Raw genomic sequence first — 24,040 nt, 5'->3', positions numbered from 1 at the left:
CAATCGGCGGCAAGGGCTTGTAGGAACGGCTCCTCCAAAAAGTGAAACTTCCTAATAATTGGGTGCGTATTAAAGGTTTGGCACCTAAAACTTGGGAGGGATCAAGAAGTAATGAACAAATTCAAGTACATGTCTGGTACCGCGCTATGGATCAAATCGTTTGCGGCAGCATTGTTGATCGCATGTCTGATGACCTCAACCGTCTATGGCGCGGCATCGGGGACAGAAGGCAGCGGTCAAACGAAGGAACTAAACGCGGAGAGCGCAGCTGCTTTCCTAGATACGTTCTTCGCTTCCGAAGCGGCCAAACCTCATTACACAGGAGCATCGGTCGTTGTGGTGAAGGACGGAAAGGTTATTGCACAGAAGGGCTATGGCGTATCGGACAAGGAATCAGGCAAGGCTGTTGATCCGGCTTCCACTGTTTTCCGCATTGCTTCGGTATCGAAGACGTTTACGGCTGTTGCGGCCATGCAGCTTATTGAACAAGGGAAGCTTAGCTTATCGGATGATATTCTGAAGGTTTTGCCGAATTTAAAGCTTGTTAATCCGTTCAACACGCCTGTCACGATCGAGCATTTGTTGACGCACACAACGGGATTCGAGATTCGCGATCCAAAACCGGAAGATCTTCATTTCGATTTCAACAAGACCGTCTCTATTGAAGAATATGTACAAGCCAACGTGCCGCCGGTTGTTCGCAAGCCTGGCAGCTCTTATATGTATGATAATTTCGCTTCTCTTGTGCTAGGACTAGTTGTGGAGAAAGCAAGCGGTTTACCATTCGAAAAGTATATGGAGCAAAATGTTTTCAAACCGCTGGACATGAACAACAGCGGCTTCAAGCTTGAAGGCAAACTGAAGGAACAGCTGGCTGCCGGATACAGCGCGGCAGGCCAAAAGGTTGAACCGTACGCCGTTACGCCAACGATTATGCCGCATGGCGGCATGCTTTCGACTGCCGAGGACGTAGGCAAATTCATGATTGCCTTCCTGAATGGCGGAGCAACGGAATCCAGCCGCATCCTCGCGGAGAACACGGTAGGTCAGATGGAAGTGTACCGCTCATCCATTCATCCGCTTCTGCCGGATACGACTTATGGATTCGAAGCGCCGTTCCAGATTCCTGGTGCGGGAAGCAGCTCCAAGATTATTACGAAAGCCGGCGATCTGACTGATTTCAGCTCTTATTTATTCCTTATTCCCGAGCAGAATACCGGCGTGTTCCTGACGTACAACCAACAAGGCGTTCTGCGCAACCTGTTCTACCCGCAATTCATTCAAACATTTTTCCCGCAATATGCTGCACCTGCACAGCTGCCGCAGTACTTGCCTGCTTCGGCAGACGAGTTGAACAAGTTCACCGGCTACTATGCGGATCTTCGGATCAAAAGCATTATTTCGAATCTGAAGTCGGGTGAGGCAGGTCTGACCATTGCCGACGCATTCATCGGACCTCGCCAGCTGAAGCAAGTAGACAGCAACTTGTTCGTGGACGGACTGACGAATCAATTCACCGCCTTCAAGCTGGATGAGAACGGAAACGTTCTCTATATGAAAGAGCCATATTTGAACCCGCTTGGATATGCAAGCAGAGGTGCAAAGGCTGCTGGCTTTACGGATGTGACAGCCGAGCATGCCTACGCAGAGCAAATATTTGCTCTTCAGTCACTTGGTTACTATGCAAACGATGCAAGCAGTGCCTTCCAGCCTGAGCGGCAGGTGACAAGAGGGGAATACGTGCAATTTATTTTGGAATCAAGCAATCTAAAGGGTAGCGAAACAACCGAGCTAGCGTTCAGCGACTTGACCGGCCATCCTTCGGCAGCCTTCGTTCAGACGGCTTATGAGCTTGGGATGGTGAAGGGAACAGGGAATGGCAAGTTCGAGCCGAACCGTGTCATTACGCGCCAAGAAGCAGCGGCTGTGTTATGGAGCTTGTATAGCCTTCAATATCCGCCGCAGCTGTTCGAGAGCGTGAAGCTTGCCGGGAAGACCGACGCTTGGGCAATACCAGCCGTTAAGATGATGGTCGCGCTCGGTATTCATGGACCGGAGGTTAAGCTTAATGTGGACGGAACAGCCGATTTCGGATCCAAGAACGTCCTGAAGAACCAGGAGTTGGCGGCTATTCTATACGCCTTGCTGACACAGCCGACGGATCAGATCGTAACCGCTCTAGCTAATGCAGGCGCGACTGCGAATCTCTTGCCGCAAGCTTCTTAAAGTCTAGCGTCCATACATCCAAATAGCATAAAATATTAATGCAGAGCCTGCGATTACGTGAACCGGCAACGGAAGCGATAATGGCAGGCTTTTGTGTTTTTAAAATAAATGTTGTGCAGAAGGGTGAGGTATACGAGTAGGTTAGTTAGGTTCATGCTATAATAGAATCCGCTAGTATGATATTCATCATTTGCCAATGGCGATGATTAAGGAGATTAAACGTTGAACAACAATCATATTGATGCTGTAACCGAACTGCCAGAAAACTTCGAAGAGCTTAAGAAAGCGGTCAATCGGACAGCGAGCTGGAGAGACCGTCTGAATGCCGTGAATGAACTCGGCCAATGGGACACAGCGCCTACCATTAAACTATTGCAGCATGTTATGAATGGCGATTCCGTATTCCAAGTGCGCGAGGCGGCATACCGCAAGCTAAAGCAATTGGGTGAAAATGTGCAAATGCCTGCTAAGAGCAAGGGCGAGCTGTTTAAGGGACTTAACAAAATTTTGCTGCGCATCAAGAAGAGCCTGCCAGAGGGACATACGTTCGAGGAATTTAAGGAAAAGCTGCAAAAGACGCGTTCGGATATTTACGATACGTACGAGGGCGACAAAGGCGCGGAGTTTGATTCCTGGCTTCAAGCGATTTGGGAAACGCCGGCTAGAAAGTAGTGGCGGTTCATCTCGTTATAGGGGAATTGTGCAAAAACAAGGGAGTGCGGGCGTCTGTCCGCGCTCCCTTTTTTCGTATGACATCGACTCGTCCTGCGCCAATTCTTTCACAATTCTTTTATTGGCCCTTGCTACCATGATAGAGAAAGGTACATCGTTACCTGAATCTATGTTCTAAGCGGGTAGAAGGGAGATTAATGATGAGGAAATCAGCTTTATGTTTAATCATCGCTTTGGCAGTCGGTTGGACAACTATATTTCAGGCACAATATGCTTATGCGGACGAGGATGGTTATTATACGTACACGGTTGACGGCGGGGCTGCGACGATTACGGATTACCCTAGAGGTGCTCCGGTGGACGTTATCATTCCAGACGCGCTGGGAGGGGTGCCCGTCAGTGGAATAGGTGAAACAGCGTTTTATATTACCGATCTCACAAGCGTCGCTTTCCCGGATAGCTTGACGAGCATCGGCGATGCTGCGTTCGGCTATAACTTTCTCACAAGCGTAGAGCTCCCGAATGGATTAACCTATATCGGCATGAGAGCATTCGCGAATAACCAGTTGACCAGCGTTGTCATTCCAGACAGCGTAACGACAATGGAGCAGGAGGCTTTTAGGGATAATCAGCTTACCAGCGTTGTTCTATCGAAAGGTTTGACAAGCATTAGCGACTTTGCTTTCAGAGGCAATCTTCTAACTAACATCGTTATACCGGCGAGCGTAACGTCGATTGGCGGCTATTCCTTCCGTTATAACAGCCTGTCGAGCGTAGTCGTGCTGAATCGTTCCACCGCAATTGATCCATTATCGTTTAATAACAATCAGGCCGTGCCGGCAAACTTGAAAATATTCGGTTACGCAGGTTCGCCCGTACAAACCTACGCGATTGGCAAAGGCTTTACCTTTGTAGACGGATCTTCTTTGTTCAGCGCTCTGGCAACGGCCAAGCAGTTATTGGAAGACTATGCTCCGGGTACGGCGATAGGAGAAGTGCCTTCGGGCATCTATGATGATCTAGCGGTCGCTCTCAGCGATGCCGAGCAGTTTATCGATGCGATTACCAATGCATCAGTAGCCTCTGATTTGGCTGCTGCCGCTGCCGAACTGAACGCGGTCATTCAGTTATTTAATGGAGCAATCGTTGAGGCGGGGGATGCCGCAGACTTAGTATCGTTGTTGGCGGTTGCGGCGCAAATGCTAACCGATCATCCCGTAGGCGCGAACGTAGGCGAGACGACAGTGGCGGCAAGGGACGCTTTCCAAGCAGCTATTGAAGCGGCGCAACTAATCGCCGACGATGCCGAGAACTATACCCAGCTTCAATTGGATACGGCGGTTGCCGATTTGAATGACGCCATCGCGATATTTGAAGCCGCTTGGGTTGAATTAGTGCTGGAGGCTCCGACTGCCGGACTATACGGCACTAATGACAGCCTTCGCTTTACGGTCAGCTATGGATATGAAGTAACCGTGACGGGTACGCCGACCATTCCGGTAACCATCGGCAATCACGGTACGACAGTGGTCGTTCAGGCTGCTTATACGGGAACGCGCGATACTGCATTGACAGAGCTAACCTTTGAATACGAAGTGCCTGAAGGTTTCTTGGATGAAGACGGTATTGCTATTGCCGCGCAAATAAATGTTCCAGGCGGAGCGGGTATTACGCGGGCGGGCGGCGTTGCAGCCTCTCTTGCATATGCAAGCGTGGACGTGAGCGGAATCCGCGTTGTATCGATTGCGCCGACGATTACGCTCGTCAGTGGCGGGATTGCCGGTAATAAGGTTGACGTTACGGTAACAGCCGATGTACAAGGGACTATGACAGGAAACACGTTGTCCAAGCTGGCTTGGATGAAAGGAAGCCATGGCATAGCCGATTTTGCCGGCGGCGCGGGGGCGGATATTTTGACGGCCGGACAATTCCAAGTTTCGGCGAATGGCATCTATACGGTCTATGCGAAGGATGCCGCAGGCAATGAAGCGGTGAAAGGGATTTCCGTTACAGGAATCCAGACACCGTCCCCCGGTTCCGGAAATCCTGATATTGAAATTCCGGCAACGGCAATCATTCTCGTGGACGGCATCCAGACGGAAGTAGGCGTTACGACCGAAATAACCTCCGAAAAGCAGTCCGTTATCAAGCTTTCGCTGACACCGGAGCAGTTGGCCAAATCTTTCGAATCTGGCCGAACGAATATGGTCATTACAGTCAATGGCATCGGCTCGTCCGTACAGGTGAACCTGCCTGCGCCAACGCTGTTGCGACTGCTGAAAGAACGGCCCGATGCCCGCGTTCAAGTGATCGTGAACGGAAATAGTTTGGATATTCCGCTTGCCGCGATCGAACAGCTTTCGGCGACAACTACCTTTTCCCTGAGCGTAACGGAAGCTTCCAATGCGGCAAACGATGGTTTACAAGCAGTGGTCGATAAGCGGGGAGCCACCGCCCTCTTAGATCGCCCGCTTGTATTCGCCTTGGAGGCGGACGGCCGAATCGTGGATGATTGGCAAAGCATTAACGCTCATAAGACGATAAAGCTGGCGGCCGCAGTCAACCCTGACAAAGCGACAGTCGTTTGGATAGGTGACGATAAGATGCTTCATTTTGCGCCAGCGACATTCGCGAGCGACGGAACCGTAACCATTCGGTCACCGCATGGAGGCATGTATACGGTCATCCGATTGGACCGAAAGTTTACTGATCTGCAGGGACACTGGGCTCAAGCCGATATCGAACGGCTTGCAAATAAGCTGATTGTGGATGGAAGACCGGATGGCTCGTTTGATCCGAACGCTACCATTACGCGGGCGGAGTTCGCTGCTCTGCTTGTTCGAGCGCTTGGTTTGCCCGAGACGAGACCAGGCGAGCCATTCATGGATGTGGAGTCGGCAGATTGGTTCGCCGGGGCGGTGGGGGCCGCGAAGCAAGCCGGCTTAATCGGCGGTTATGAGGATGGCTCATTCCGGCCGGAAGCGAACATCACCCGGGAGCAAATGGCCGTCATGATCGCCAAAGCGCTGATCTTCGCCGGGCAATCGCCGCAGATGGAGAGCACGATACCGACCTTCAGCGATGCCGCCGAGATTTCAAGATGGGCGGTTGAGGCGATGGGACAATTGGCAGGCTTGGGCATTATCCATGGCGTTACCGATACGACATTCGTTCCGCAAGCGAATGCCACCCGGGCTCAAAGCGCCGTTATGATTACTCGGATGCTCGCTTACTTGCAATTCATCAATAAATAAAGGAAAAGAAGCCCTCGTCATCCTTAGAATGGCGTGGGCTTCTAGTTATATAAGGTTTAATCATCGATCAACTAATTCGCAGTAACGCTTGGATGGGTCTTGCGGATACCTGCTACATACTCATCCAATTGCTCGGCGGGCTTAAACACCGAGCTGCCGTGGCAAACTTCCAATCTGGCAGGGCGCAGCTTGCTTACGATCGTGCTGCTATTCAGCACTTCGCTCATATCCGGAGTAAAGAGGGGCTTGCGCAGCTTTCCGTTCTTGGACGAGAACAAGTCGCCTGCAAGCAGCACTTGATCCGCTTCGTGATAGTAGACCGCATGACCGGGGGAGTGTCCGGGCGTGAAGTAAGGCGCTAAGCCGCCGATCGGCTGCAGCTGGCCTTGCCCGTTTTCCTGCAGCGCCTGCGTCGCTCCTTTCGGCAAAGTCGTCATTAGCTTCTTGCCCGAGTAGGGGAGCTCGCCCTCGATGAACGGAATTTCTTTGCGATGCGCGAAGACCGGTACATTATGCTTGCTTAGAATTGCCTTAAGCGAACCTACATGGTCCGAATGCCCGTGTGTCAGAAGAATCCGTTTGAGAGGACCGGCTTGGAGCTGCTCGATGAATTTCATAATGCCTTTCGCCATTGTCGGGATGCCGGTGTCTATTAAAGTGACTCCATCCTCCTCGACGACAACCCACACCGTTATAGGAATGATTACCCACGTTCTTAGACTCCACACTTGCTTCGAAATTTGCGTTGCTTTCATTGTTATCATCCTCCAATAGCTAATTTGGATTTAAATCCGATTAACAGAGAGTCGAAGGCTTCCTCGAAAGTGGAGTGAAGGCGCGCCATGATGTCGTCGAGAGGTTCATCGGTCTGCGAGTAAGTGGTGACGATGCCTTGCAGCATATAGAAAAAGATGCGGTTATAGGCTAGCAAACGTTCATCGTTGATTTGCAGTTGCAAGCATTGTTGCAGCGTATGCCCGAATTGATTAAATAATTCAAGGCGGATTTTGTTGATGGCGAGCTCCGGCTCTTGATCCACTCGAGTTCCTTTCGTGATGAAGATAACCGAGTACATCGATTTATGCAGCAAGCAGACGCGGATGAAGGCTATGCTAATTTCTTGAAGTCTCGTTTCGGGCGGAAGCTCGCTTTGCGCGGCAATCGTTAAGAAACGTTCCTTAAGTTCGGTTAAAGGGTTCATGGAGAGCTCGTGCAGTAGCACCTCCTTGTCTTTAAAATAAATATAGATCGTTGTATGAGAGCAGCCGGCCTCCTTGGCGATCTCTCTCATCGTTACAACGTCGTAGCCTCGCTCGGAGAACATCTTGCCTGCAGCGGATAAGATCGCTTGTTTCGTCTCCTCGGAGCGAAGCCGTTGTCTTGTCGTCATGATGGAAAACCTCGTTTCAATACGAATAAGTAACCGTTGGTTATAATATAACCAATGGTTACTTTAGTGTCAACAAATTCCTTTAAAGTGGTATAATCATCATTAGACAGAACATGAACACAGAAGGAGTGAGGCTGTTATGGAGCAGAAGCCGGATGGATCATATTACGCGGTCATTTTTACGAGCAAGCGTACGGACGGGGATCAAGGCTATGGACATATGGCTGATCGGATGGAAGAGCTTGCGGAGAAGCAGCCGGGCTTCATTGGAGTCGAGAGCGTCAGAGATGCCGCAGGAGTCGGCATTACCGTTTCTTATTGGGATAGTCTTGAGGCAATCGGCAATTGGAAGAGAAACGAGGCCCATCAAGTTGCCCAGGAGAAGGGCAAGCAGGTTTGGTACGAGAATTATACGGTTCGAGTCTGCAAGGTCGAGAGGGAGTACTCGTTCGGATTAGTTTGAATGAACGCAATGACATAGGAGGTAATGAAAAATGAGATCAATTCTTTGTATTCCCGAATTAACGTTGGAGCTGCAAGAAATGGTGCGGAGCGCTGCGCCTGGTTTATCGATACGATTCGGAGAAGCCTCCAAGAGCTTCAGCGATCATGACTACAAGGAAGCGGAAGTTATATTCGGTTGGGATGCGAAGGTGAAGACGGCAGCTTTGAAGGAGGGGACGAAGCTGCGCTGGGTGCAGAGCTGGTCGTCGGGCATCGATAGCTTGCCGCTTGCCTTGCTGGAGGAGCGGAACGTGCTGCTCTCCGATGCCAGCGGCGTACATGCAAGATCGGTATCGGAGACGGCTGTTGCCATGATGCTGGGGCTTGCCCGAGGCATTGCAACGGCCGTTCGCAATCAGCATACGGGCTTATGGGAAAGCCCGGCAACGCTGGCGGAGGTGAATGGAGGCACGGTGGCGATTGTCGGCGCAGGGGAAATCGGCCGAGAGGTTGCCCGAATAGCGCGGGCGTTCGATATGCGCGTGATTGCCGTACGCCGCTCAGGCGGTGCCATGCCGGGAGCAGATGTCGTCTACGATACGTCCCGCCTTGATGATGCGCTGAGGGAAGCCGATTATGTCGTTAATATTTTACCTCTTACGAACGAGACGGAGCATATATTCCATGCGGAGCGTTTCGCCGTTATGAAGCCTAGCGCATACTTCATCAATGTAGGACGAGGCGCAACGGTTCGGACTGATGATCTCATTGAAGCGCTGAATAAAGGGATCATCGCTGGCGCAGGACTCGATGTGTTCGAGCAAGAGCCGCTGCCGGCGGATCACCCGCTCTGGTCGATGCCGAACGTCATTATTACGCCGCATAATGCCGGCGGCATGACCATGCGCAACACGGAGCGGCTAGTGAAACTGTTCGTGGACAATCTAAAGATCTACTTGTCTAACGACACCGCAAGCTTGCGTAATCTCGTCGATTATAGCAAGAAGTACTGATAGAAGAAGAAGGAGGTGTCTCAAAAGCCATAGGCTTGAGGACGCCTCCTTCTTTTCAATCGTTACACCGTCGCCGTCGTCTTATACACCTCGCGGATCGCGTCTTCGACGTTTGGCTCTTTCACGCTAATATCTTTAATCGGAAGCTTCTGCGACAGCGCGGCGATCAGCTCGGAGGCGGATACGCTCTCCTTCTCGAATTGATACCAAATTTTGAGCCCCTCTTGTTTAATCACGATGGCGTTCGGGGTGGAGAGATCGTCGCACGGCTCTTGAAGCTCTACGACTAGCATACGGTACGGAGTCAGCTTATGGATGATCGAGTCGATGGGCCCGTCCTCGACGATCTTGCCGTTATTGACGACAATGATGCGGCTGCACAACTGCTCGACGTCGTCGAGGTCATGCGTCGTCAGAATAACCGTTACCTTCCGCGTACGATTAATCTCCTTAATGAAATTGCGGATTGCATGCTTGGCATCCGCATCAAGTCCGATTGTCGGTTCATCCAGAAACAGCACGGATGGAGAATGCAGCATTGCTGCCGCGATATCTCCGCGCATGCGCTGGCCAAGCGAAAGCTGGCGAACAGGCGTATTAATGAAATCCTGCAGCTTAAGTACATCGGTCAGCACGGCGAGATTTTCGTTATAAGCTGCTTGATCGATCTGATAGATTCTCCGCAACAGCTCGAACGATTCACCAAGCCGCAAATCCCAATAAAGCTGCGTGCGCTGCCCGAACACGACGCCGAGCTTGCGAACGACGGACTTGCGGTCCGCTTGCGGGGAAATGCCGCATACTTTAATCGTACCGGCAGTCGGGTGGAGAATGCCGGTCAGCATTTTGATGGTCGTGCTTTTGCCGGCGCCGTTCGGACCGATGTAGCCGACAATCTCGCCGGGAGCAATCGAGAAGCTAATGCCGTTTACGCCGTTAAATTTCGTTTTCTTAGGAAACAGCAGGCTTTTGAGCGAGCCGCGCAGTCCGCTTTCTTTTTTGACGATGATATATTCTTTCACGAGATCCCTTACCTCGATAACGGCTTCCATTCTCGTAATGTCCCCCTATGAGCCTGCGCTCTCGTAGTTTTTCATGCCGTATCTAAAAATAACGCTCGCGAGCAAGAAGCATGCCAATCCGACTGCCGGCGTCCAAAGCGCAAAGCTCAGCGGCAGCTCAAGACCGCCGTTATCCGTACCGAGAAATTCGGCAGCGGGGTAGAAGCTGATGAACCCGATCGGAATGACGAAAGTAAATAGCGCTTGCAGAAAATAAGGGTACATGCTGAGCGGGTACATCGTTGCGCGTTCCAGCATGGCGAGGGCGAAGCCTACCATGGAGCCGTTCCTCTTCGTCCAGAAAGCAATTGCGCCCAAGCTGGTGAATAGGGCGGCCCGGATCAGAATACCGCCGATCAGCACAAGGATGAGCTTGCCGACATTGACGAGCGACCATTCGAAACCAGCTATTTCGCAGCCGTAGATGAATATGATAATGCCAGGAATGCAATCAATTAAACCGATAAAGTTCACATAGCTTGCTATCAGTTGGAAGAAGACGTTCATCGGCCTCAGCAGCAGACGATCGAAGCCGCCGTTAATGACCATTTGGTCAATACTCCATGTATTGATGAAGAAGACGACGAAGATGCCGTGGCTGATTAGACCGAGGCCATACAGGAACGTTAGCTGGGGAAAATCCCATCCGTTCAACGGTTGAAACCGGTCGACGATAATCTTCAGCATCCAAATGCCTGAGAAATATTGAATAGGGATCATAAGCAGCCAGCTGAACAGAAAAAGAGGGTACTCCAGCTGACGCTGAACAGCTAGACGCGCGAAGCAGGAAGCGACGGATACATAGTGCTTGATCGAAGAGACCATTAAGGGTCATCACCCTCCTTGAATTAATGTTTTTTTCTTCGTGCGCGCCCATCCGGCTGCAAGGAAGAGAAAGAGGATAACGACCCACACGCCTTGGACAGTCATAGCTATTAAGGCATCACCTGCGTTCGTATTGCCGATATAAATGCCAAGCGGTGTCTGGTACGTGTATTGAAAGGGTAGAAACTTCGAGATGGTCTGGACGCTGTCGGGAAAAAACCATAGCGGTATGATGCTGCCGGATAATACGCGAACGATGCTGTCTTTGACCATCCCCATATTGCCGAGCTCCATGACCCAGAACGCAATCAGTCCGACGAGCGCGCTGAGCAGCCAAAGGATGGCATAGCTTAGCAGACAGCTCGGGAGAAAGAGAAGGAAGCTTTGGAAGGAAGCGGGCCAAGGGATCCCGAAAAAGATGGAAGCAAATATGATGAGCGGAAGCGCTTTGTTCATGAATGAACTAAGCATATCGCCGATGTCGTCGGCGAGGTAGCAAGCTAGAAGCGGAATTGGGCGATAAAAGTCGGTAACGATCTGTCCTTCTCTTATTTTGTAATAGATCGTGTTCTGTACGTCGCAAACGAAGATGGTCGAGAGTGTAATCGCTAGAATGGTGTAGGTCGTTACATCCTGCAAGCTGAGCGTTTCGACGGCTCCGGTGCCGCCTTTGTAGGCGGTCTGCCATAGGAAAACGGATGCCAGCGTGAGAATGAGGTTGGTGGCTACAGCGGTGAATACTTCAAAACGATAAGTCAGATTTGTAAGAAGCCTCATCTTCGTTATGTACCAATAAGCTTGAAGCATATTAACCCCCTCGAATGCAGCGCAATAAGAAATTATAATGTTAATATATTAATATATGTAAAAGAATTAGGCTACGGATATTTTTATTATAATTATATGTTCTTGATTATTTACCATATAGGCGTCGCAAGGCAGCCTTATCAGGCTTGCCAACGGATGTTCTAGGCAGCGACTCCGCAATTTCCAAACGGGTCGGCTGCTTGAACAAAGCAAGCTCATGCAAGCAAAATTGCCTAACCTCATCCAACGTCAACAGGGCTTCCTCTCGCAAAGTAACGACGGCAACAACCTCCTCGCCTTCATCCGGCAAAGCTATACCGACAACTGCAGCCTCCATAACGGAGGGATGTTTGCCTATCGCTTCCTCTACTTCGGAGGCGTATACGTTCGAGCCGTTCACGATAACCATATCTTTTTTTCTGTCCAACACATACAAATAGCCGTCTTCATCGAACCTGCCGATATCGCCTGTATAGAGCCAACCATCCCGTATTGCCTTGTCGGTCTCGGCCGTGTTGCTCCAATAGCCGATCATCATCTGCTCGCCTCGGCATATGATTTCTCCTATTTCGCCTTGCTCTATCTCGTTGCCTGCGTCATCGACGATACGTAACTCATACGGGTGTTGCCCCCAATAAGCAAGATGCGAGGGGTTCCCAACCGAGAGCAGCCGTTCTAGATTCCCTTCAGCCAAGCACTGACTGATTGACAGCGAGCTAATGAATTGGCCGCTTTCGGTCTGGGAATACACTTCCGTAATCTGAGCGTTAGGAAATACGTCGCGTGCTTTGAGCAACGTTTTGACGCTGATAGGCGCTCCGCCGCAGGAGATTCCTTCAACACATTGCATCTGCCTTGAAGCGATATTTTCCAAATAAACAATATCTCGAAAAAGAAGCCCTACGGTGCCTAAAAATTTAATTTGCTCGCGTTCGACAAGTTCGACGACAGCTTCAGCGTGCAACGGGTAACTCTCGGGATAGATGAGGCAACCCCCTTCATACAAAGTCGTCCACAATATGAATTGGCCGGTCAAATGGGCTTGATTAGGGACGAGCGACTTCTTGGCGGAGTTATGGCCTCCGCCTCTAGCCGGATTCATGAATGCCCATTGAGCGATGCCGCGATGGGAATGCATGACACCTTTGGAACGGCCTGTTGTGCCCCCTGTGTAGATGATTAGGGCAATATTCTCCGGGTCCGCTTGATGCCATTCCGTTAGAGGGGGAAGTGTTGCTATGAAAAACGCTATCGACTCTCCTGCAGCGCCCGACTTGAGAGCAATCACGGCTGCTTGAGGTCGAGATGAAATATAATCGTATACTCCCGTATGCGCCGAATCATAGACAATAGCAGCAGGGGCTGCATCTTGAACGATTTGGTTCATTTCTTTGGACGTTAAGTCGGGGAATATCGCAACAGGGATGGCGCCTATCGCAATCGCAGCTATTTCCGCAATGGCTAAATAGGGAGACGGATGACCGAGGAGGACAATCCGATCGCCTGGTTTAATAGGAAGCTTGCTATAACCGTATGCGACACAGCTTACTTGATGTATCAACTGCTCATAGGTAATCGTCGTGTCTCCTTGTTTCATTGCGTAATGAGTGGGGAGTATTTGAGCAACTTGAGGCAAAATGTTAGAAAGCAGCATGTTCAACACCATCCCTTAGCAGTATGTACTTACAACATACCAGTAGGAGCTATTACCAACAAATTGATCTTTCTTATGACAAACCTCAGCAAATGTTATAATATGGATGACTTAAAAGTAGTTCTATCGTTTCAATTCAGGGAACATATTGTCAAAAAGTAATCGACAAATTATTACTTAATGCCTATAATTGAAGACAGTTGGAAAAATTTAATTATGAGAGAGGTTATGTTCATGCGCGTTAAGCTAGTTAATGCTAATGGTGGCGTGAAAGAAGTGAAAGTCGGTTTTAGCTGGACTACATTATTCTTTGGTTTCTTCCCTGCTTTGTTTAGAGGCGACTTGAAATGGGCTGTTATTATGTTTATTGTTGCATCGGTTACCGGAACGCTCACTTTCTTTGTACTCGGACTTGGCGCATGGATTCCGGGCATTGTCTTCGCATTCATCTATAACAAAATGTACATAAAAGAGCTATTGGAGAAAGGCTACCGTCCTGCTGACGGACAAGCCCACGCCGCGCTTCAAACAAACGGGATTATTGCAGCATAAACTTGGCTAATTAGCTTCTATATAACAATTGCAATAAAAGTAACCGCCTCTCGATAGGTTGGTTACTTTTTTGCATCTTTTGGACTATGATAAGTGAAAGGAGCTGGTTGTCCGTGTGGTGATTTTTTGTTCTCCTTGCCCTTACCGAACAATGATAGGTGTTGAGGTGTACTTATGGAATGGCCGACAATGGTCAAAGCGTGGAATCAAACGCAGGTGAAACTGCTCGATATTCGCCATATTGTGATGCTGCCTGGGGAGAAGCTGCAATCGTATTGTTTGCCGGCCAATGCCTTTATTTTTGTTAATCAGGGCAATGGAAAGTTGATCTTGGACGGTAATGAAGTATTGCAACCCCAAGATAAGCTTATTCATGGGGGAAAGGGCGCGAGTTTGCATATCAGCTCCTTCGACCAAACATTTGACTACTATTTGCTCTTATATAAGCCAGCGCCATTCGAACAATATTATTGCTATCGTTCAAGGCAGCCTTGGTTAATCCGCGAGTTGCTGGAGCCTATGCATCGGCAGATGCAGCAGGGCGGCGAGATGAACCGTCTGCTTGCAACTGGAATGTTCTATCAGTTCGTCCACGAGCAATTCCGACAATTGCAGCTGGAAGGGGCAGAGGTAGCAGCTCCCGAGCTGTCTGAGCAGATTGCCGACTATTTGAAGGAGCATTATCGGGAATCTATTTCTATGGAGACGCTGGTGGGTAGATTCCATTATAGCAGCCACTACTTATCACGAATTTTCAGGCGCAAATACGGCTGCAGCCCGCTCGAATTTCTTGTGCGGTCTCGGATGAATAGAGCAAAATCTTTGCTCGCCGAAGGCAGCATACCTATCCGCGATATTGCTGACAGTGTCGGTTATACGGATATGTATTATTTCAGCCGTCTGTTCAAGAAACAGATCGGGATAACGCCCGCGCAATTCAAAATGCATTGCCTCGCAATAAAAAGTTCAAATCGTCCAAAATTTACACCCGAATCGTTCATTGTTCCCCAAGTAAGGGCAGACTATATTGTTAATAGTGATAATCATTATCAACAAAATAGTTGGGGTGTGGATGAAATGAAAGCAAGCTTTAAACCTTCTTTCGCAGTAACGCTGCTATTCAGCCTATCGCTGCTGCTGGCCGCATGCGGCGGTGCGGCGGGGAATGAGGAGAAGGCTGTTCTAGAAACTCGAAAGTACACGGACGCGTTGGGACGGGAAGTGGAAATACCCGTGCAGCCGGAGCATGCGGTTATCGTTACATACGGCGGTTATCTGCTGCCGCTCGGATTGAAACCGGTTGGCGCTGATCAAGGTACGTTGGATCAGTACCCCGATGAGATGAAGGATATCACGAGCATTGGAGAAGGGACGGGTAATGAAGAAGCCATTGTCTCGCTGCAGCCTGATATCATTATTATGCCGGATTACCATGATGCAGCAACGTTCGATAAGTACCAGAAGATAGCTCCGACCATTGCCGTAGCTTGGGGCGGAGACCCGGATGTCATCAACACGCTTCGCACGATGGGCGATATTATGAATCGAAAGCAGGAAGCGGAAGCGTGGATTACCAAGTTCGAGGAGAAGCTAGAGCTGGCGCGTGAGAAGATCGATATGAATATTGAGCCTGGCTCAACCGCAGTATCGTTTATCGTGTACGATGGGATGCTGCTGCTAGGGGGAAAAGGCGGCACGCTCGGCAAGCTAATCTACGAGGATCTAGGCTTCCAGATGCCAGAGCAATTCAATCAATACGCGGATGGCGGCGCGGAGCTGTCATTGGAGGCGCTGGTCGATCGTCCGGCTGACTACTTCTTCACGCAAATGACGGAAGAAGAGATGGGGCCTCTTAAGGAGTTGTTCAGTGAGCCGCTCTATCAAGCTGTACCTGCCATTAAGAGCAATCACATCATTAACGTTTCACGTGATAAATGGAATTATGGACCTTACAGAGTCGAGCAAGGCGTTGACGAACTGGTGGAGCAGATCACCCAGTTTAAAAAATAATTAGTGAGGCTGAGATACCCGCAGTAGCTGGTATCTCGGCCTTTTTTATCCATTTTCAACCCTTTATCTGAGTTATAATGAAGCCTAATCGTGTAAAATAGTTGTTTAACAGCTATAATTTAAGAAGTGGGCGCTTGATCGTCGACCATCTTTTACATAGATAGGATGAATGGCTATGATGAGGATGCTGGGCAAAAGCATTCGTGATTTTCGCTCCTCGTACCCGAAATTGCTTCTTTTCGAATATTTATATATGCTGCTGACGAGTTCGGTCATCATTCCCGTTATTACGTTTATTTTCAACCGGATACTGATGGTCGTGGGCTCAGGCTCGCTGCTCAACGGCGAGGTTTATCGGCTGGGCTTCAGCTATGAAGGCGTTCTTGGACTGATTCTGATTGGACTCGTCGCGTCCTTCGCTTTATTCATTGAACTATGCGTACTTATCATTATGGTGCAGCAGAGGTACTTCGGCAGAGAAGTAGCGATTATGGACGCCTTTCTGACGACGCTTCGCCAGACGCCGCGCTTGTTCGGTTTCGGTATCGTGCAGTTGTTCGTCTTCCTGCTTGTTCTGATCCCGTTCATCGACTCGCCGCTGTCCGCGTCGTTTTACGCGCTGTTCAACGTGCCGATTTTTCTACGCAGCAAAGTGCTGTCGGCCTCATTCATAATGACCTTTGTTTACATCCTAGTGCTCCTGGCTGCTTTGTACACGGTGCTGCGCTGGATATTCGTACTGCATTTCATGATGCTGGAAGGCAAGACCATTACGGAGGCGATTCGAAGCAGTCTCGTGCTGACAAGGGGGAGAAGGCTGCAGCTTTTCTTCTCGTTGTTTTTGCTGAACGCGGCTATCTTTGGATTGGGCTTTGTGTCGATACGCTCGCTTTCGTTGATGCCTTCCTGGCTTGATATTGATGTGCTGAAGGTGTTCACCGCCCATTATTCGCTTACGGTTTCCACTATTCTCACGTATATGCTGACGCTGTTGCTCTTACCGATTAATATGATTTTTCTGACCCGGCTGTTCTATTCTTTCGGGCGTACTAAGGGCGTGATGCCGCTGGATAAAGTTCGCGTATATCGGAGTCGGCTGGGGAGGTTGGAAGAACAAATATCTTCGTATATGCGGAAGAAGGGGCCAAGCAGGACAAGATTGATTTATTTGGCTGCCGCCGCTATTTACTTAGGTTTGGCATTATTTCTAGGGTTCAAGGCAAACGATAATCTCGTCTATGCTAAGTGGAGCGTGCTCATCTCGGCCCATCGAGGGGACACGGAGGACGCGCCGGAAAACTCAATGCCATCGATTACATCGGCGATTGATAAAGGCATCCAATCGGTAGAGATCGACGTGCAACTGACGAAGGACGGGGTGCCGGTTCTGAATCATGATTACAATCTGAAGCGAGTGTCTGGCGTGGAGAGGCGTATATCCGAGCTTACCTATGTGGAGCTGAGCGATATTGTGATCGGCAAAGACGAGAATGGGGAAGCTATTCATATTCCGACACTAAGCGAAGCGCTCGCCGAGGGGCAGGGGCGTATTAAGCTGCTGCTGGATCTGAAGCCTTACGGTCCGAGCGAGGAACTGGTGAGAAGTGTCGTAGGTCTCGTGAAATATTTTGGCATGGAAGAGGATGTCTATATTCAATCGTTCGATAGCCATACCTTGCAGCAAATTCGAGCGATTGCACCCGATATTAAGATCGGGCAAATCTTATATTTTGCGTTAGGCGACTTGTCGGCACTGGACGTTGATTTCTATACGATTGAGAAAGTCATGCTGACGGAGCAGCTCGTCGAGCGGGTGCATGGCGCAGGGCGAGAGATATGGATTTGGACGGTGAACAGCAGGGGCAATATGAAGGAAGTGCTCAAGTTCCAAATCGACGGGATCATAACCGATTACCCGGTTCGCGCCCAATCGATCGTCGAGCTTAACCTGTAATTGATGAAATAGGGTATTATTAAAAAGAACCGCAGCTCTCCATAAGAGGCTTGCGGTTCTTTTGTTCGCTATTGGTCGGCGTTGAGACGGAGCAGGCTCCATTCCGACTTATTCATGCCATAAAAGACGAGATCCTCATATTGGTTCCATTTCATAATATGCTGCGGGAAAGTGCCTTCATATTTCATGCCGGCCTTTATCATTACGTTATAGGATGCGGGATTTCTCGTCATGGCGGCGGCGTGGATACGGTTCAACGCCAGCTCTTCGAAACCGAACTGCACAACTCTGCGTGCCGCCTCCGTTGCGTAACCTTGTCCCCAGTACGGCTTACCCATCCAGTAAGCAAGCTCCGCCCGATTATGATGCTTCGTAATGCCGAGGGTCATATTGCCAAGCAGTACATGATCTTCTTGACGAACGATGGCGAAGACATAACGGTCTCCCTGATCGGAAGCTTGCCGAGCAGCTTCAATCCATTGCTCCGCGGCTCCATCGGGGTAGGGGTGAGGGATGGCCAGCGTTGTGCTGGCTACGTCTTTGTCACCTGCCAGCAGCTGTACTTGCTTGGCGTCGGCCTCTTCGAAGGGCCGCAGCAGCAAACGATCCGTCTGTAGTGTAAGTATCAAAGCTATCCCTCCCGTTCAAGTTAAAGCTTCGTTATTATGATTTACTCCGGTACGTTGACCCATTGATCCTGGAAAATCACTCTGTGCGTAATGTGCTCCATCATATAGTCTTGGTCGTTAAAGTCTCCTTCGAACATAGAGAGACGAACGTAAGCATCTGCGATTCTATTCATCGTTTTATCACCGGTCTTGATCGTGTAGAGAAGCTCTCCCGGCTTATATACTTTAGCTTGGGAGGTATGGTTGGCAATGAGCAGCGAGTCGCCATATTGATATTTATTCGACGTTGCTTCGAACTGCTTGCCGATATAGAGCTCGGATACATAGATGGCGCTATAAGGCGGAAGCGTCACGGCTTTCGTGTTGACAACTTGATGCTCGTACCAAGGCGGGTTGTACGGCAAAGTTAAAAGCTTAATGGCGAACATGGAGCCGTCCAGCACATATTGATCCTCTTTGCCTTGCGCGGCCGCTTGATTGAATGTAACGCCTTTGCTGCCTTTCTTGAGCAATGTGAAGTATAAATGCGCGTCTGGCTGTAAAATACCCTGTTTATTCGAAGTGAAGACTAGACCGATGTCTTTGTGCAGGAAATTCGTTTCCTCCACTCCGAAGCCATCATCAACATGATAGAGATAATAGTCAAGCGTGTAGGTTACCGTTCCGCTGTTCACGGGGACGTAGGAAGGAATGTCAATCGTCAAGTCTACTTTCTCTTGATTGTACGGGAACGTGACGAGCTGCTCTATAGAGAAGCCTGTGTCTACTTCGCCATCCATATAGCTTAAATAAAGCTTTACCCCTACGATCATATCGCTTTTAAGCGGAGATTCTGCGTTCATTGTCAATTTCACTTGATAATCGCTTGCTGCGGGCGGGTCGACCTTAGCTGTTGGATAACGCTCGAAATCCCAATGGACTTCTTTCAGGCGTTCCGTCTGGGACATGTTGAAATGACTTCTTTGGTGGTTCATATAGATTTGTTCCGCCATCGGCGTATCCGGCAATGCTCCGCCCCATAAGTCTTCCGGATCGTCCCAGGTAGCGTCAACGTGGTAGAGCTGGCCATCCAGCCGAATGAGATTCCAAGCATGTCCTATGCCCGACCAGCCGTTGACATAGAAGATTTCTAATCCAGCCATCCCCCCAAGCAATTTCATCGAACGGGCATATCCATCGCATATTGCATATTGCTCGATTAGTGCACCGTAAGAATCGTTAGGTCTTGACACGGTAGGGATATTATAACTGAAATATTTATCGTCATAGGTGACATGTCCGGTAACAAAATCATGAATCGCCTCTTCCTTCTCCAGATCGGACATGCCGGACTTAATCGTTGCTTGAATAATTTCGCGAGCCTTGATTCCTAACTTCTGAATCGTGTCAAGCGTATCGTAACCTTGATGAACTCTTCCCTTCATAGGAGATACATCGGCTACCGGATTTCCATCGAGAGATACCGTCTTAAGAGAAGGCATTTTGTTTATAACGCTAATGTTAGATACGGCGTTTCCGCTGATATCTAGATAACTGAGCTCCTGAAGCGGTTCAAGAGCGTCCAAGCTGTTAATTACGTTGTTGCTTACGGACAAGCTCTTTAGTCCGGTCAGTGGAGCGATATTGTTGATACTCGTGATGAAATTCTCACCTACATAGAGTTCCTCTAAAGAATGCATGGAGCTTAATGGAGATATGTCCTGAATACTGTTAAGGCTCAGATTCAGCGTCTTCAGTTCACGAAGCGCCGTGAGCGGCTTTAAATCTGTAATGAGATTGTCGTTTAATTTGAGTGTACTAAGTTTCTCAAGTGCTCCGATTCCGGTTAAGGAACGGATTCGGTTATGTGTGACGCCGTAGCTTTCCAGCGTAGTTAAGCTGCTGACATCGGAACGATAAATCGTTCCGGTCGGCTTGTTGATGGCGGCGCGGACGACTTGCTCCAGCCCCTTGTCGGGAAAGGCAACCGCCGTTTTGTCGCCAGCAGTGGAGGATCCCGTATCGAATAGTCCGGCATTTGTAGCTGTCTCTTGCGTAATGACACCGTCCTTGACCAGCTTCTGGGCCAATGTTGTCGTCTGTCCCTTAAGCTTCTGCTTCAGCGCGTTATATGAGATGAGCACAGCGTGTCCGCGAAGAAACTTTGCAGTCTTCAGATTGTCGCGCAGGGAGGCTTCGATCAGTCCGATGGAGGCTGCTTTGTTCAGCGCTTCTTGGTAAGTGAAGTCGCCTTTGCTATCCTGATAGCCTAGCACTCGCAACACAAGCGTTGTATATTGGAGAGCGCTTATTGCATCGGAGGAGCCGAACCGCTTGCTGTCGATGCCTTGAGTAATCTTGTTGTTAAAGGCGTAATTGACATAGCCGGCGCCCCACTTCGGCACGTCGCCGAATGGAACAGCATTGCCGCTTAAGCTTTGAGCTTCTTTCTCTTTGCCGAGCAGGCGAATGAGAATGACAATTCCTTCGAGCCTTGTCGGCGCGCGATCGAGCTCGTAGCCCTTGTTCGTACCGGCGAATAGGCCGAGCTGGTTCAGCTTGTCCGCATAGGCGGTATTCGGATTGATTGCTGCCGCCGACGCTGTTGGCGCTTGCATTATACTTGGCAGCAAGGAGAAAAGTAGGGCTGCGATTAAAGTGATTTTCCAAGCTTTAAAGTTGTTGTAAAAGAGCATCTGCAATTTGTAACATTCCTTCCAATTTTATTAGTATAGTTAAATATTACCATGACAATTATACTAATAATTGGATAGGTCGTCTACCATGCTTTTGCTAGATAAAGCTGTCTGCCCCGTGTACGCCGAGCAGCTCTAGTGCTGATTTTACACTGGTATCATTGGCTTTATCAGTCAGATAACTTGCATATAACCGAAGGGTCAGAGTGGCAAAATCATTACGAAGAACAAAAAGCTTACGCGCATCGAGAAACGGCTGGGCAATAGACTTCGGCAAGAAGCCGAATACGGATCCTTGGAGCAGGATGGTCAGCATTATGGCTGAGTGATCCGTCTGCAAGGCTGGAAACGGAGATCCCAATTCGATATGACAGTAGCTTGGAGAGTGGAAGTATTCTCGCTACCTTCGGGTGATCGGGCGGGTCGCAGCGAAGGGCGACATGGACGACGCCGTCGAGCAGCAGGTCGCGAATCATATAGCTGGAATCATCCCGCTTTACGCGAGATCGGCAAGCGGCGATCTGGATGCAACAGTTATGAATTACAAGCTTTTCAATTAAGAATCATAGCTCGGCAATAATGCAAGGAACGCTTTCGAAGCAGACGAAAGCGGCACGCCGTGGAGTGAAGCGACGCCAATGCTTCGCTCAGGCAGCGACGGAAGGAGCGGCAGCTCGACGAGCTCGCAACGCTCTAGCCGTTCTTGAACGAACTCGCGAATAACGAATGCTAGTCCGAAGCCGCGAAGAGCGAACTGGACAAGCAGATCGATGCTGCCGAGCTCAATCTCGGGGCTAAGCCTTATGCCATTCGCCCCTGCAAATTCATCGATATAGGTCCGTGTGCTTGAGCCGGGTTCAAGCATCAGCAATGGATACTGGCCTATGTTATCCAAGCTGAGAGGTGTGCCTGCCAAATGTTCGTAGCCTTTGCCGGCTACGAGACAATCGTGAATCATTGCGGTTCTGTGAAAATGGATTTGCTTATCCGGAGCGGGCGAGCCGACAATGCCGAAGTCGATTTTCCCTTGTCTAAGCAGCGACAGCGTCTCCGGCGTCGTCCGATTCGTGATATGAATGCGGATATGGGGATGTCTCTCATGGAATTGCTCCAGATACGGCAACAAATAATAGTTGCACAGCGTATCGCTCGCTCCGATATGAATTTCTCCGCTATGAAGCTGATTCATCTCCGCAATGGCGCGTTCACCGCTCTCGATATTCAGGAAAGCTTGTTCGATATACCGAAGCAGAACATCACCTTCGGTTGTAAGCTTTACGCCCTTGGACGTACGGAAGAATAAAGCCCCTCCCATTCGCTCCTCTAATTGTTTAATGGTATGGCTCACCGCCGGTTGCGTAATATGAAGTTTTTCCGCTGCCGCAGTTAAGCTGCCAGTCTTAGCGACCCGGTAGAATACGCGATACCATTCCAAATTAACGTCCATATCATTACCTCACCTTATATCAGATATTACTAATATTAATTTTATTTATGTAATAAGCGTAATTATAATGGGGGATGTAACCAAATACAAGCGCGTCGGTGACGCGGCGGAGGCGGATTCCATGGCGGTAACGGCAATCGTAGGTGCTAACTGGGGAGACGAAGGGAAAGGGAAAATTACGGACATGTTAGCGGCGCAATCCGGGTACGTCGTCCGGTATCAGGGCGGCAGCAACGCGGGGCATACGATTATTAACCACTACGGAAAATTTGCGCTGCATATGCTGCCTTCCGGGGTGTTCTACCCTGGAGTCCATAACGTGCTAGGGCCGGGAGTTGCGCTGGATATTGGCAAGTTGAGGGAAGAGTACGAAGCGCTTATCGGGCGAGGCGTGCCGAAACCAAGCCTGCATGTATCGGAGCGGGCGCAGGTTGTGCTTTCCGTTCATCGGCTGTTCGACGAGCTGGAGGAGGAGCGGCTAGGGCTGCGAGGATTCGGCTCGACGAAACGTGGTATAGCGCCTTTCTATGCGGATAAGTTCGCGAAGCTGGGTATCCAGGTTGCTGACCTATTTGAACCGGTTAAATTACGGGAGAAGCTTGAGCAATCCTTAGCCGCGAAAAACATACTGCTCCAGCATTTATATGGACGTGAGCCCGTTGAAATAGAAGTGTTGCTGGCCGGCTTGCAGCAGGATGCGGAATGGATTCGACCCTTCGTCTGCGATACGACGGACATGCTGCAGGAAGCTTGCAGGAATGGGGAGCACATCCTGCTGGAGGGGCAGCTCGGCGCGCTTCGCGATCCCGATCACGGCATTTATCCGTATTCCACCTCGTCCTCGACCATCGCGGGCTACGGTCCGGTCGGCAGCGGTATTCCTACTCGAGCCGTTACGGACGTGATCGCCGTCGTTAAGGCTTACTCCAGCTGTGCCGGGGCAGGTCCTTTCATATCCGAGATTGAGGGAGAGGAAGCGGACGAGCTCAGACGCCGCGGCGGCGACGCAGGAGAATATGGCGTAACGACAGGACGTCCGAGGCGCATGGGATGGTTTGATGTCGTTGCTACAAGGTACGGCTGTATGATACAAGGGGCTACAGAGGCGGCACTTACTAATCTCGATGTGCTTGGCTACCTCGATACGATTCCTGTGTGTACGGCATACGAGTTGGAAGACGGTACAGTTACAGACAAGTTCCCGTCTACGGGCAAGCTGCAAGGGGCGAAGCCAATTCTGCAGCATTTGGCAGGCTGGAGAAGTGATCTATCGGGCGTACGGAGCTTCGAAGAGTTGCCGGAAGCGGCTAAAGCGTACGTTCTATTTATCGAGGAGAACATCGGGGTTAAGGTTACGACAGTTTCCATCGGCCCAGGGCGGGAACAGGTTATTATTCGCTAAGGGACGCAGGCGCGGGATAATAGAT

At 49.9% G+C, this 24,040-nt stretch carries 20 protein-coding genes; 10 read left to right on the top strand and 10 right to left on the bottom strand.

The genetic code is table 11. The annotated features are described in order from the left end of the window. Positions 1-111: 111 nt before the first annotated feature. From V8F51_RS11685 to V8F51_RS11675, 3 genes are all read left to right on the top strand, one after another. A complete protein-coding gene (locus tag V8F51_RS11685; protein ID WP_337100405.1) occupies positions 112-2,226 on the top strand; it encodes a serine hydrolase in 2,115 nt (704 codons plus the stop codon). A 222-nt stretch (positions 2,227-2,448) separates the two neighbouring features. Further along, positions 2,449-2,898 carry a HEAT repeat domain-containing protein gene (locus V8F51_RS11680; protein ID WP_337100404.1) on the top strand — a complete coding sequence of 150 codons (450 nt, stop codon included), beginning with the start codon at positions 2,449-2,451 and terminating at the stop codon, positions 2,896-2,898. 197 nt (positions 2,899-3,095) lie between these two features. Further along, positions 3,096-6,152, top strand: a complete 3,057-nt coding sequence (locus tag V8F51_RS11675) for an S-layer homology domain-containing protein (protein ID WP_337100403.1) — start codon at positions 3,096-3,098, stop codon at positions 6,150-6,152. A 71-nt stretch (positions 6,153-6,223) separates the two neighbouring features. Here V8F51_RS11675 and V8F51_RS11670 read toward each other — a convergent pair whose 3' ends face one another. Beyond that, the gene (locus V8F51_RS11670; RefSeq protein WP_337100401.1) at positions 6,224-6,907 is read right to left on the bottom strand and encodes an MBL fold metallo-hydrolase; all 684 of its coding nucleotides are present in this window, start codon (positions 6,905-6,907) and stop codon (positions 6,224-6,226) included. Positions 6,908-6,912: 5 nt separating this feature from the next. Further along, positions 6,913-7,542, bottom strand: coding sequence for a TetR/AcrR family transcriptional regulator (locus tag V8F51_RS11665; protein WP_337100400.1), 630 nt, complete (start codon positions 7,540-7,542; stop codon positions 6,913-6,915). A 139-nt stretch (positions 7,543-7,681) separates the two neighbouring features. On the opposite strand from V8F51_RS11665, the gene V8F51_RS11660 reads away from it, so the two are divergent. Both V8F51_RS11660 and V8F51_RS11655 read left to right on the top strand, forming a co-directional pair. Next, a complete protein-coding gene (locus V8F51_RS11660; RefSeq protein ID WP_337100398.1) occupies positions 7,682-8,005 on the top strand; it encodes an antibiotic biosynthesis monooxygenase family protein in 324 nt (107 codons plus the stop codon). 31 nt (positions 8,006-8,036) lie between these two features. Beyond that, positions 8,037-8,999: a D-2-hydroxyacid dehydrogenase gene (locus V8F51_RS11655; protein WP_337100397.1), complete on the top strand. Its 963-nt coding sequence runs from the start codon at positions 8,037-8,039 to the stop codon at positions 8,997-8,999. A gap of 62 nt (positions 9,000-9,061) precedes the next feature. Here the strand turns inward: V8F51_RS11655 and V8F51_RS11650 are convergent, their stop codons facing one another. The 4 genes from V8F51_RS11650 to V8F51_RS11635 all read right to left on the bottom strand — a co-directional run bounded on the left by V8F51_RS11650 (position 9,062) and on the right by V8F51_RS11635 (position 13,346). Next, positions 9,062-10,051, bottom strand: a complete 990-nt coding sequence (locus tag V8F51_RS11650; RefSeq protein ID WP_337100396.1) for an ABC transporter ATP-binding protein — start codon at positions 10,049-10,051, stop codon at positions 9,062-9,064. A gap of 15 nt (positions 10,052-10,066) precedes the next feature. Further along, on the bottom strand, positions 10,067-10,885 hold the full coding sequence (locus tag V8F51_RS11645; protein WP_337100395.1) for an ABC transporter permease: 819 nt from the start codon (positions 10,883-10,885) through the stop codon (positions 10,067-10,069). A 9-nt stretch (positions 10,886-10,894) separates the two neighbouring features. Continuing rightward, positions 10,895-11,692, bottom strand: a complete 798-nt coding sequence (locus tag V8F51_RS11640; RefSeq protein WP_337100394.1) for an ABC transporter permease — start codon at positions 11,690-11,692, stop codon at positions 10,895-10,897. A 106-nt stretch (positions 11,693-11,798) separates the two neighbouring features. Further along, positions 11,799-13,346 carry a class I adenylate-forming enzyme family protein gene (locus tag V8F51_RS11635; protein WP_337100393.1) on the bottom strand — a complete coding sequence of 516 codons (1,548 nt, stop codon included), beginning with the start codon at positions 13,344-13,346 and terminating at the stop codon, positions 11,799-11,801. Between the two features lie 234 nt (positions 13,347-13,580). Here V8F51_RS11635 and V8F51_RS11630 point away from each other — a divergent pair, with 234 nt between their 5' ends. The 3 genes from V8F51_RS11630 to V8F51_RS11620 all read left to right on the top strand — a co-directional run bounded on the left by V8F51_RS11630 (position 13,581) and on the right by V8F51_RS11620 (position 17,862). Beyond that, positions 13,581-13,898, top strand: coding sequence for a DUF2628 domain-containing protein (locus tag V8F51_RS11630; RefSeq protein WP_337100538.1), 318 nt, complete (start codon positions 13,581-13,583; stop codon positions 13,896-13,898). A 174-nt stretch (positions 13,899-14,072) separates the two neighbouring features. After that, a complete protein-coding gene (locus tag V8F51_RS11625) occupies positions 14,073-15,908 on the top strand; it encodes an ABC transporter substrate-binding protein (RefSeq protein WP_337100392.1) in 1,836 nt (611 codons plus the stop codon). A 175-nt stretch (positions 15,909-16,083) separates the two neighbouring features. Beyond that, positions 16,084-17,862, top strand: coding sequence for a glycerophosphodiester phosphodiesterase (locus tag V8F51_RS11620; RefSeq protein ID WP_337100391.1), 1,779 nt, complete (start codon positions 16,084-16,086; stop codon positions 17,860-17,862). A gap of 68 nt (positions 17,863-17,930) precedes the next feature. On the opposite strand, the gene V8F51_RS11615 is transcribed toward V8F51_RS11620, so the two are convergent. From V8F51_RS11615 to V8F51_RS11605, 3 genes are all read right to left on the bottom strand, one after another. Beyond that, positions 17,931-18,491 (bottom strand): GNAT family N-acetyltransferase, encoded by a 561-nt coding sequence (locus V8F51_RS11615; protein WP_337100390.1) that lies wholly within the window; start codon positions 18,489-18,491, stop codon positions 17,931-17,933. 41 nt (positions 18,492-18,532) lie between these two features. Continuing rightward, positions 18,533-21,088 (bottom strand): leucine-rich repeat domain-containing protein, encoded by a 2,556-nt coding sequence (locus V8F51_RS11610; protein WP_337100389.1) that lies wholly within the window; start codon positions 21,086-21,088, stop codon positions 18,533-18,535. Between the two features lie 175 nt (positions 21,089-21,263). Beyond that, on the bottom strand, positions 21,264-21,482 hold the full coding sequence (locus tag V8F51_RS11605) for a hypothetical protein (protein ID WP_337100388.1): 219 nt from the start codon (positions 21,480-21,482) through the stop codon (positions 21,264-21,266). Positions 21,483-21,576: 94 nt separating this feature from the next. Here V8F51_RS11605 and V8F51_RS11600 point away from each other — a divergent pair, with 94 nt between their 5' ends. Further along, positions 21,577-21,726, top strand: a complete 150-nt coding sequence (locus V8F51_RS11600) for a hypothetical protein (protein WP_337100387.1) — start codon at positions 21,577-21,579, stop codon at positions 21,724-21,726. On the opposite strand, the gene V8F51_RS11595 is transcribed toward V8F51_RS11600, so the two are convergent. After that, a complete protein-coding gene (locus V8F51_RS11595) occupies positions 21,723-22,613 on the bottom strand; it encodes a LysR family transcriptional regulator (protein WP_337100386.1) in 891 nt (296 codons plus the stop codon). The two genes, V8F51_RS11600 and V8F51_RS11595, sit on opposite strands and share 4 nt — an antisense overlap. A 121-nt stretch (positions 22,614-22,734) precedes the next feature. Here V8F51_RS11595 and V8F51_RS11590 point away from each other — a divergent pair, with 121 nt between their 5' ends. Further along, a complete protein-coding gene (locus tag V8F51_RS11590; RefSeq protein WP_337100537.1) occupies positions 22,735-24,015 on the top strand; it encodes an adenylosuccinate synthase in 1,281 nt (426 codons plus the stop codon). The last annotated feature ends 25 nt before the right edge of the window (positions 24,016-24,040 follow it).

Origin of the sequence: Paenibacillus sp. YIM B09110, assembly GCF_037167145.1 — a bacterium.
Classification (GTDB): domain Bacteria; phylum Bacillota; class Bacilli; order Paenibacillales; family Paenibacillaceae; genus Pristimantibacillus.
Note: the sequence above shows the minus strand (reverse complement) of the source record. Positions and strands in the feature narration are given on the sequence as shown.

Bases quoted from the DNA above. Each gene is read 5' to 3' on its own strand.
- V8F51_RS11675 (WP_337100403.1), top strand. From the start codon at position 3,096: ATGATGAGGAAATCAGCTTTATGTTTAATCATCGCTTTGGCAGTCGGT.
- V8F51_RS11595 (WP_337100386.1), bottom strand. From the start codon at position 22,613: ATGGACGTTAATTTGGAATGGTATCGCGTATTCTACCGGGTCGCTAAG.
- V8F51_RS11655 (WP_337100397.1), top strand. From the start codon at position 8,037: ATGAGATCAATTCTTTGTATTCCCGAATTAACGTTGGAGCTGCAAGAA.
- V8F51_RS11685 (WP_337100405.1), top strand. From the start codon at position 112: ATGAACAAATTCAAGTACATGTCTGGTACCGCGCTATGGATCAAATCG.
- V8F51_RS11650 (WP_337100396.1), bottom strand. From the start codon at position 10,051: ATGGAAGCCGTTATCGAGGTAAGGGATCTCGTGAAAGAATATATCATC.
- V8F51_RS11605 (WP_337100388.1), bottom strand. From the start codon at position 21,482: ATGCTGACCATCCTGCTCCAAGGATCCGTATTCGGCTTCTTGCCGAAG.
- V8F51_RS11625 (WP_337100392.1), top strand. From the start codon at position 14,073: ATGGAATGGCCGACAATGGTCAAAGCGTGGAATCAAACGCAGGTGAAA.
- V8F51_RS11590 (WP_337100537.1), top strand. From the start codon at position 22,735: ATGGCGGTAACGGCAATCGTAGGTGCTAACTGGGGAGACGAAGGGAAA.
- V8F51_RS11665 (WP_337100400.1), bottom strand. From the start codon at position 7,542: ATGACGACAAGACAACGGCTTCGCTCCGAGGAGACGAAACAAGCGATC.
- V8F51_RS11645 (WP_337100395.1), bottom strand. From the start codon at position 10,885: ATGGTCTCTTCGATCAAGCACTATGTATCCGTCGCTTCCTGCTTCGCG.
- V8F51_RS11660 (WP_337100398.1), top strand. From the start codon at position 7,682: ATGGAGCAGAAGCCGGATGGATCATATTACGCGGTCATTTTTACGAGC.
- V8F51_RS11640 (WP_337100394.1), bottom strand. From the start codon at position 11,692: ATGCTTCAAGCTTATTGGTACATAACGAAGATGAGGCTTCTTACAAAT.
- V8F51_RS11635 (WP_337100393.1), bottom strand. From the start codon at position 13,346: ATGCTGCTTTCTAACATTTTGCCTCAAGTTGCTCAAATACTCCCCACT.
- V8F51_RS11670 (WP_337100401.1), bottom strand. From the start codon at position 6,907: ATGAAAGCAACGCAAATTTCGAAGCAAGTGTGGAGTCTAAGAACGTGG.
- V8F51_RS11610 (WP_337100389.1), bottom strand. From the start codon at position 21,088: ATGCAAGCGCCAACAGCGTCGGCGGCAGCAATCAATCCGAATACCGCC.
- V8F51_RS11630 (WP_337100538.1), top strand. From the start codon at position 13,581: ATGCGCGTTAAGCTAGTTAATGCTAATGGTGGCGTGAAAGAAGTGAAA.
- V8F51_RS11620 (WP_337100391.1), top strand. From the start codon at position 16,084: ATGATGAGGATGCTGGGCAAAAGCATTCGTGATTTTCGCTCCTCGTAC.